An 8,118-nucleotide genomic window follows, 5' to 3' on the forward strand; every position below is an offset into this window, starting at 1 on the left:
GGATCAACCCCACCCCCAGCCACTGCAGCGGTGCCAGCCGGTGCCCGAACGCCACCCAGTCCACCAGAATGGCCGCAATCGGGTAGATGAATGACAGCGCCCCGGTCAACGCCGTGGGCAAGCGCTGGATGGCGCTGTACAGCAACACATACATCAAGCCGGTATGTACCATGCCCAGGGTCAGCAGGCTGGCCAGCGCCGGCAGTTCACCCGGCAATCCGCCGAGCTTGACCCACGGTGCCAGCAACAGCACACCGGTGGTTACCTGGATCAACGCAATGAGGTGCGGCGGCGTGCCATTCAGGCGCTTGATGATCAACGCCGCGACGGCATACAGCAACGCCGCCCCCAGTGCCAGGGCGATGCCCAGCAAATAGTCCTCACCACCCGCCTGCCCCGTACCATGAGCACTGACGATGGCCAGCATGCCGAGGAACGCCACGCTCAGCCAGGTCACCCTGGCCAGGGTGATCTTCTCACCCAGGAACAGCGCCGCCAGCCCCACCAGCATGAACGGCTGCACGTTGTACACCGCCGTGCCGATGGCAATTGACGCCCGCGAGTACGAAGCAAACAACAGCAACCAATTGCCGACGATGGCCACGCCGCTGGCAATCGCCAACAGGAACGCCGTGCGGCTGATCACACCCGGCCGCAGAAAACCGAAAGCAGCGCAAATCACCAGCAAGGTCACCGCCCCGAACACGCAGCGCCAGAACACCACCTCCAGCACCGGCTGGCCGGACACCAGCACGAACCAGCCAATGGTCCCGGAAATCAGCATGGCGGCGACCATTTCCAGCGAGCCACGGCGCAATGAATCGTTCATCCCACACCTCCTGTCGACGATGGCAACAGTATGCACAGGTTGCAATCCAGCCTTCCAGCGGATAACCAAGGCCAACTGACGAACTTGCCTTTACTATCAAGGTAAATACCGCAAATTACCTGTTGAGGTGAACATGACCGACGCGATAGACCAACTGCTGATCAATGCGCTGATGGAAGACTCGCGCCGCTCGCTCAAGGCCCTGGCGCAAGTCAGTGGGCTGTCTGCGCCCAGCGTCAGCGAACGCCTGCGCCGACTGGAAGAACGGGGTGTGCTGCGCGGTTACACCGTGAATGTCGACCCGCGGGCCTTCGGTTACCAGTTGCAGGCGATCGTGCGCATTCGCCCGCTGCCGGGGCAATTGCAGGAGGTTGAACGGCAGATCATTGCCATTCCCGAGTTCACCGAGTGTGACAAGGTTACCGGCGAGGACTGCTTCATCGCCCGGCTGCATGTACGTTCGATGGAGCAACTGGACACCCTGCTGGACCGCATCAATGTGCTGGCCGAGACCAATACCGCAATCATCAAGAAAAGCCCGGTGAAGCGGCGGTTGCCGCCGATGGAATGATGCCCGCCCGTGCTGCGAAAGGCTCACACGGGAAAAGCTGACTATTTTTTGTACACAAGAATGTCACCTTAGGTGCCATTTTTGTGTGCACTTTTAAAGGTAACGCCCCAATACGTTACATACCCTTCGCAACTAATTTTGACCAATCGATCAACTAATACAGCTGGATAAAAATTAATCCTGTTTATTTGGTCAACTTATATTCGCCTGCTTTCATAAAGTTAGCGCCAATCAAGATGCATTTGAAAAAAAAATCTGTTGAAGTCTGACTTTCGCCTGGCACAGAAATGGCTTTTGTGTGCTCGTGTTTTGTATACAACTAAAACAAAACATAAATACACAAGAACCCGCGACGCCGGTCCAATGGCGGCCGTCGCGCCCATAATCCTGTGATGCCAACACTGCACTGACGAGATGGCGAGCCCGTGCGCATGCCCGCTCATCGCAGTCCAAGTGCATCAGGAGCCCGCCGGAATGAGTAGCAGCCTCGACCTTGCCCCTGAACAATCCGTCGTCAGCACCCACCCCGATTCCATCCTTGCCGGCCAGCGGCCGGCACTTGCCCTGAGCCCGCGCCTGCATAACCGCGACCTTGCACCAACGCGCATCGAAGGCCGGCGCTGGGGTGGGTATAGCATCTTCGCGTTGTGGACAAACGATGTGCACAATATCGCCAACTATTCGTTCGCCATGGGCTTGTTCGCCCTCGGCCTGGGTGGCTGGCAAATCCTGTTGTCGCTGGCCATTGGCGCGGCACTGGTGTACTTCTTCATGAACCTCTCCGGTTACATGGGGCAGAAGACCGGCGTCCCCTTCCCGGTCATCAGCCGCATCGCCTTCGGTATCCATGGTGCGCAGATCCCGGCGCTGATCCGCGCGGTCATCGCCATTGCCTGGTTCGGCATCCAGACCTACCTGGCCTCGGTGGTGCTGCGTGTGCTGCTCACCGCCGTGTGGCCGCAGCTGGCCGCCTACGACCACGACAGCATTCTTGGGCTTTCGAGCCTGGGCTGGGCGTGCTTCGTGGCTATTTGGCTGGTGCAGTTGGTGATCCTTGCCTATGGCATGGAGATGGTGCGTCGCTACGAAGGCTTCGCCGGCCCGGTCATCCTGCTGACCGTTGCCGCCCTCGCCGGTTTCATGTACGTCCAGGCCGATGCACGCATCGCCTGGTCGGTGGCCGAGCCGCTGACCGGTTACGAGATGTGGCGCAACATCTTTGCCGGCGGCGCCCTGTGGCTGGCGATCTACGGCACCCTGGTGCTCAACTTCTGCGATTTCGCCCGCTCCTCGCCGTGCCGCAGGACCATCCGCGTCGGCAACTTCTGGGGCCTGCCGGTGAACATCCTGGTGTTCGCGGTGATCACCGTGGTGCTGTGCGGCGCGCAGTTCCAGATCAACGGCCAGATCATCGACAGCCCGACGCAGATCGTCGCCGCCATCCCCAGCACAGCGTTCCTGGTGCTGGGTTGCCTGGCCTTCCTGATCGTCACCGTGGCGGTGAACATCATGGCCAACTTCGTCGCCCCGGCCTTCGTGCTCAGCAACCTCGCACCACGCCACCTCAACTTCCGCCGCGCAGGGCTTATCAGCGCCACCCTGGCAGTGCTGATCCTGCCGTGGAACCTGTACAACAGCCCGCTGGTGATCGTGTACTTCCTGTCGGGCCTGGGGGCCCTGCTCGGCCCGCTGTACGGGGTGATCATGTCCGACTACTGGTTGCTGCGCAAAGGCTGCATCAACGTGCCACAGCTGTACAGCGAAGACCCGGCCGGCGCCTACCACTACAGCAAGGGCATCAACCTGCGTGCCGTGGCCGCCTTCGTGCCCGCCGCAGTGCTGGCCATCATCCTGGCCCTGGTGCCCAACTTCCACAGTGTGGCGCCGTTCTCGTGGCTGATCGGTGCCGGCATCGCCGCCGCCATCTACCTGCTGATCGCACCGCGCAACCGCCAATACCACGACGTCAGCGGCGAGTGCATCGCCGTCGACCACAGCAGCCATTGACCAGGGAGGACTGCCCATGCGTATTCTGATCGCCAACGTCAACACCACTGAAGCCATCACCGAAGCCATCGCCGAGCAGGCCCGTGCGGTGGCCGCGCCCGGGACCGAGGTCGTCGGCCTCACCCCATGGTTCGGCGCCGAGTCGGTGGAAGGCAACTTTGAAAGCTACCTGGCTGCCATCGCCGTGATGGACCGGGTGCTGGCCTACGATGGGCCTTACGACGCCGTGATCCAGGCCGGTTACGGCGAACACGGCCGTGAAGGCCTGCAGGAGTTGCTGAACGTGCCGGTGGTGGACATTACCGATGCTGCCGCCAGCACGGCGATGTACCTGGGACACGCGTACTCGGTGGTAACCACCCTGGACCGCACCGTGCCGCTGATCGAAGACCGCCTGAGGCTATCTGGCCTGTATGACCGCTGCGCTTCGGTACGGGCCAGCGGGCTGGCAGTACTGGAACTGGAAGCCGACCCGCAGCGGGCCGTGGAAGCGATTGTCGAGCAGGCCGAACGTGCCGTGCGCGACGACAAGGCCGAGGTAATTTGCCTGGGCTGCGGCGGCATGGCCGGGCTGGACGAGCAGATTCGCCAGCGCACCGGGGTGCCGGTGGTGGATGGCGTCAGTGCGGCGGTGACGATTGCCGAAGCGCTGGTGCGCATGCGCTTGAGCACGTCAAAAGTGCGCACTTACGCTACGCCGCGAGCGAAGAAAGTGCTGGGCTGGCCAATGCGCTTCGGCCGCTAGGGCACCGTTGGCCTGATCCGGCCGTACGCGGCCGTATCAGGTCGGGCAGCTATGCGCACCATCGTTCAGGCCCTGGCGCACATTGCGGCTGAGCAGGCTGGCCTTGCCGTCATGCCAGGTCAGGGTCAGAACATAGAGGGTGTCGAAGTCGTCGCCGCTCCAGTCCTCGGTGATCACCCGGTCTTCACCCAGGGCCTTGCCCGCGACGGTGTTGATCAGCTCTGGCAGATAGCCATGGGACCAGGCGGTATACACGGTCGCATTGCGGTATTTGTCGCTCAGCAACTCATCGGCCAGTTCGTCGGTGTCGTTGGCACCGTAGTCGATGTTCACCGGCAAGCCGAGGCGGATGGCACTGGGGGTAATGGTCATCAGCGGGCGGATGTAGCTGTAGCTTTCGTCCTTGCTGCCTTCCTCCACGTTTCGCGAGGGGTTGGCGGCAAACACGAAGTCGGCTTTGCCGAAGCGCTCGGGCAGCAGCGTAGCCAAGTCCAGCGCACGGTTGAGCCCCTGGCAGTTCAACTGGCCCAGGCCCTCGCCCGGCTTTTCGGCATGGCGCAGGAACACCAGCGTCTGGGTCCCATCGACGGGTTGCGCGCGACCTTCGACAGCGTCCAGCGCCAGCGGTACGGCGACAGCTGTCAGCACCAGGCTCAGCAGCAAGTGACGGCGGCGGCGGAAGAATGTTGGCAACTTCATCAAGACAGGCTCGTGTGGCAGAGATCGGGTTCACCCGCCACATCTCCCCGGCTGTTGCCGGGCGCCCTGTTAGTGAATGCCATCCTTGGCAACGAGTGAGGGTCAGAGTGCCCAGAACCCGTTTGGTTCCTCCCTGGCGGTGGATGCCGCTCCCTGGGCAACGCCCAGGTTAGGTCCACGAGTCAGTCATCCCGCGTCAGCACCTCAAGCAACTCGATCTCGAACGTCAGGTCCGAACCTGGCGGAATAGCCCCAACGCTGCGCTCGCCGTAGCCCAGGTGCGCCGGTACCAGCAGCTTGCGCTTGCCGCCCACGCGCATGCCCATCAGGCCCTGGTCCCAGCCCTTGATCACCCGGCCGGTGCCAATCACGCACTGGAACGGCTTGCCGCGCGACCACGATGAATCGAACTCGCTGCCGTCGGCCAGCCATCCGGTGTACTGGGTGGTGATCAGGGCGCCTTTGACGGCGGCTTTGCCATCCCCCTCGACCAGGTCGATGATCTGCAGTTCTTGGCTCACGTGCATACTCCAAACGCTAGAAAACAATGCCGCCTTTTCTCAGGAATACGCCTGTTTGGCAAGTTCGCTGGTGCATCGCCCCCGGCGCGGCAGCGAACACGGTCAACTACCCTGCTCGAAGACCTCTTGGCCGGTCAGCTCCTGGGTCTGGTTGGCGAAGCAATACCAGGCGGGTTTCTCTTCCACGAAAATCTGCAGGTTGAAGTCCCAGTCCTGGTCCCCGTCGAGCAGGCCGACGGGGATGGCATGGAAATCGTTGGCCTTGAGCCGGTAGTACAAGTGCGTACCGCACTGGCCGCAGAATGCACGTTGAGCCCAGTCGGAGGAGTCGTAGACGCTGGGCACCAACCCTTCGATCAGCGGGGGCTTGCTGCAATCGACCACCATCAACGGTCCGCCGGCCCACTTGCGGCACATGCTGCAGTGGCAGGCGCTGATGTGGGTGTTGTCGACGGTGACGGTGAGCCGGGTGCCGCCGCACAGGCAGGTGCCGTGTTTTTCCAGGGCCATGACAGGCTCCTTGAACAGGGGTTGGGCCAGCAAGTATAGATGCCTGCTGTTTTGTGGGAGCGGGCGTGGCCCGCGAAGGGGGCCGCGCGGTGCATGGCACCGGCTTGGCCGGTGTTCGCGGGGCAAGCCCGCTCCCACAAGGCCCTGCCAAATCACTACGTCATGTTTGTTCTATATGAGCCGCTTTCAGATGTAGACGGTGCCGCGCAGGTACAAGGCCGCACGCCCGCTGATGATCACCCGGCCATTGCCCGGCACTTCACAGTGCAACTGCCCTTTGCGCGCCCCGCCCTGCTCGCATTCCAGCACCTGTTTACCCAGCCGTTCGGCCCACACCGGCGCCAGCGAGGTGTGCGCCGAACCGGTCACCGGGTCTTCATTCACGCCAACCCGCGGCCCGAACCAGCGGGTGACGAAATCGAAGCCACGCCCTGCCGCAGTTACGGCAATGCCGCGCACATCGAAAGCCGACAGCGCCACGAAGTCTGGCCTCAGCGTATCGAGCAGCAATGCATCATCGATCACCACAACATAGTCGTCGCTACGGTACAGCGCCTGCGCCTGGCTCAGGCCGAGCGCTTGCAACAGGCTGGGCGGGATATCCTCGGCAACCGGCTGCTTGGCCGGGAAGTCCATGGCCAGCGCCCCATCAGCATTGCGGCTGACGCGCAGCTCGCCACTGCGGGTGTTGAAGCGCAGCACCTGGGCCTGCTCGCCCAGTTGTTCGAACAGCACATAGGCCGAGGCCAGTGTGGCGTGGCCGCACAAGTCGACTTCCACGGTCGGGGTGAACCAGCGCAGGTCGAAGGTTTCGCCATTGCGCACGAAGTAGGCGGTTTCCGACAAGTTGTTTTCTTCAGCGATGCGCTGCAGCACATCATCCGGCAGCCAGCTTTGCAACGGGATGACTGCGGCCGGGTTGCCACCGAAGGGTTCAGCGGAAAAGGCATCGACCTGGAAGATTTCGAGTTGCATGCACACACTCCTTGTTGCCCGGGCGCTGCCGGGCAGATGGCTGAATGGGTTAGGGGCGGACCCGGGTCAGTACCGGCTCGCCGGCAAAGAACGCCTGCAGGTTGCGAAGCACCAGGGCCACCGTGTCGCGCGCTGCCGCTGGCGACTGGCCGGCCACGTGGGGCGTGAGCACGGTGTTGGCCAGGGCTTTGAGGGCATCGGGCACGGCTGGCTCGTAGTCGAAAACGTCGAGCGCGGCGCCTGCCAATTGGCCACGCTGGAGTGCGGCAACCAGTGCCTGGGTGTCGACCACGCTGGCCCGGGCGATATTCACCAGATAACCCTCCACGCCCAGGGCCTCCAGCACCTGGGCGTTGACCAGGTGGTGGGTGCTGGTGCCGCCGGGGGTGGCAACCACGAGGATGTCGACCGCAGCGGCCAGGTGCTTTGGGCTGTCATACCAGGTGTAGGGCACATCCTGGCGTGGTGTGCGGCTGTGGTAGCTGATGGGCATGTCGAAGCCGAGGTGGGCGCGTTTGGCGATGGCCCTTCCTACAGCGCCTAGGCCGAGAATGCCCAGTCTCTTGCCGCTGACCGTGGGGCTAATCACTCGGTTCCATTCGCCACGTCGGGTGCTGGCGTCGGCGCGCGGCACATCGCGCAGCAGCGCCAGCAGCAAGGCCAGGGTGTGGTCGGCGACGCTGTCGGCATTGGCCCCGGCGCCATTGGTGACGGTGATGCCGCGGGCGGCGGCGGCGTGCAGGTCGACTTGCTCGTACCCAGCACCGATGACGCAGATGATCTGCAATTGGGGCAAGGCGTCGATTTCGGCGGCGGTCAGGCCCAGTGGCCCACGGGTGAGCACGGCATCGACTGCATTGGCGTGACGCAGGATGGCATCAGCCCGTTGTTGCGGTGAGGGGGCACGGATCAGTTGATAACCGGCCTGCTCGAGCATTGGCAGGTAATCATCGACGGTTTCCACCAGTACCAGGACTGTCTTGTGCATGCCACCTCCGGGTCAATTCGAAGCGGCATTATGCGGAGTCAGTGGCCAGTACAGTCAATAAAAATAAAGAGCGACAACTGTACTGTACCGCTACGCATTCAATCAGCCCGAGATGTTCTTGTTCTTGTTCTTGTTCTTGTTCTTGTTCTTGATCTTGATCTTGATCTTGATCTTGATCTTGATCTTGATCTTGATCTTCGCGACTTCAGGAGGCCGAACGCAGGCATTGCGGAGGCAGGTGACGGGCATGGATGCCCGTCAAGCGCTGAGGCC

The 8,118-nt window shown here is 62.4% G+C and carries 10 protein-coding genes; 3 read left to right on the forward strand and 7 right to left on the reverse strand.

From position 1 onward, the window contains the following. A partial coding sequence (locus DMX11_RS25510) for a DMT family transporter (protein WP_110748544.1) occupies positions 1-829 on the reverse strand: 829 nt, incomplete at its 3' end. Between the two features lie 133 nt (positions 830-962). Here DMX11_RS25510 and DMX11_RS25515 point away from each other — a divergent pair. The 3 genes from DMX11_RS25515 to DMX11_RS25525 all read left to right on the forward strand — a co-directional run bounded on the left by DMX11_RS25515 (position 963) and on the right by DMX11_RS25525 (position 4,152). Further along, positions 963-1,400 (forward strand): Lrp/AsnC family transcriptional regulator, encoded by a 438-nt coding sequence (locus DMX11_RS25515; RefSeq protein ID WP_110748522.1) that lies wholly within the window; start codon positions 963-965, stop codon positions 1,398-1,400. 474 nt (positions 1,401-1,874) lie between these two features. Beyond that, positions 1,875-3,407 carry an NCS1 family nucleobase:cation symporter-1 gene (locus DMX11_RS25520; protein ID WP_110748525.1) on the forward strand — a complete coding sequence of 511 codons (1,533 nt, stop codon included), beginning with the start codon at positions 1,875-1,877 and terminating at the stop codon, positions 3,405-3,407. A gap of 16 nt (positions 3,408-3,423) precedes the next feature. Continuing rightward, on the forward strand, positions 3,424-4,152 hold the full coding sequence (locus tag DMX11_RS25525) for an aspartate/glutamate racemase family protein (RefSeq protein ID WP_110748528.1): 729 nt from the start codon (positions 3,424-3,426) through the stop codon (positions 4,150-4,152). A 36-nt stretch (positions 4,153-4,188) separates the two neighbouring features. Here DMX11_RS25525 and DMX11_RS25530 read toward each other — a convergent pair whose 3' ends face one another. The 6 genes from DMX11_RS25530 to DMX11_RS25995 all read right to left on the reverse strand — a co-directional run bounded on the left by DMX11_RS25530 (position 4,189) and on the right by DMX11_RS25995 (position 8,094). Then, complete coding sequence (locus DMX11_RS25530) at positions 4,189-4,851, reverse strand: histidine phosphatase family protein (protein ID WP_110748531.1); 663 nt, start codon at positions 4,849-4,851, stop codon at positions 4,189-4,191. A gap of 182 nt (positions 4,852-5,033) precedes the next feature. Then, positions 5,034-5,372, reverse strand: coding sequence for an FKBP-type peptidyl-prolyl cis-trans isomerase (locus DMX11_RS25535; protein ID WP_085625484.1), 339 nt, complete (start codon positions 5,370-5,372; stop codon positions 5,034-5,036). A 102-nt stretch (positions 5,373-5,474) separates the two neighbouring features. Continuing rightward, positions 5,475-5,882 carry a GFA family protein gene (locus DMX11_RS25540; protein ID WP_110748534.1) on the reverse strand — a complete coding sequence of 136 codons (408 nt, stop codon included), beginning with the start codon at positions 5,880-5,882 and terminating at the stop codon, positions 5,475-5,477. A 186-nt stretch (positions 5,883-6,068) separates the two neighbouring features. Continuing rightward, complete coding sequence (locus DMX11_RS25545) at positions 6,069-6,857, reverse strand: PhzF family phenazine biosynthesis protein (RefSeq protein WP_110748538.1); 789 nt, start codon at positions 6,855-6,857, stop codon at positions 6,069-6,071. Positions 6,858-6,906: 49 nt separating this feature from the next. Next, positions 6,907-7,845: a 2-hydroxyacid dehydrogenase gene (locus DMX11_RS25550; RefSeq protein WP_110748541.1), complete on the reverse strand. Its 939-nt coding sequence runs from the start codon at positions 7,843-7,845 to the stop codon at positions 6,907-6,909. A 102-nt stretch (positions 7,846-7,947) separates the two neighbouring features. Then, a complete protein-coding gene (locus DMX11_RS25995) occupies positions 7,948-8,094 on the reverse strand; it encodes a hypothetical protein (RefSeq protein ID WP_158286187.1) in 147 nt (48 codons plus the stop codon). Between the last annotated feature and the right edge of the window lie 24 nt (positions 8,095-8,118).

The organism is Pseudomonas sp. LB-090624, from assembly GCF_003205205.1.
Taxonomy (GTDB): domain Bacteria; phylum Pseudomonadota; class Gammaproteobacteria; order Pseudomonadales; family Pseudomonadaceae; genus Aquipseudomonas.

Bases quoted from the DNA above. Each gene is read 5' to 3' on its own strand.
- DMX11_RS25550 (WP_110748541.1), bottom strand. From the start codon at position 7,845: ATGCACAAGACAGTCCTGGTACTGGTGGAAACCGTCGATGATTACCTG.
- DMX11_RS25530 (WP_110748531.1), bottom strand. From the start codon at position 4,851: ATGAAGTTGCCAACATTCTTCCGCCGCCGCCGTCACTTGCTGCTGAGC.
- DMX11_RS25520 (WP_110748525.1), top strand. From the start codon at position 1,875: ATGAGTAGCAGCCTCGACCTTGCCCCTGAACAATCCGTCGTCAGCACC.
- DMX11_RS25995 (WP_158286187.1), bottom strand. From the start codon at position 8,094: ATGCCCGTCACCTGCCTCCGCAATGCCTGCGTTCGGCCTCCTGAAGTC.
- DMX11_RS25515 (WP_110748522.1), top strand. From the start codon at position 963: ATGACCGACGCGATAGACCAACTGCTGATCAATGCGCTGATGGAAGAC.
- DMX11_RS25525 (WP_110748528.1), top strand. From the start codon at position 3,424: ATGCGTATTCTGATCGCCAACGTCAACACCACTGAAGCCATCACCGAA.
- DMX11_RS25545 (WP_110748538.1), bottom strand. From the start codon at position 6,857: ATGCAACTCGAAATCTTCCAGGTCGATGCCTTTTCCGCTGAACCCTTC.
- DMX11_RS25540 (WP_110748534.1), bottom strand. From the start codon at position 5,882: ATGGCCCTGGAAAAACACGGCACCTGCCTGTGCGGCGGCACCCGGCTC.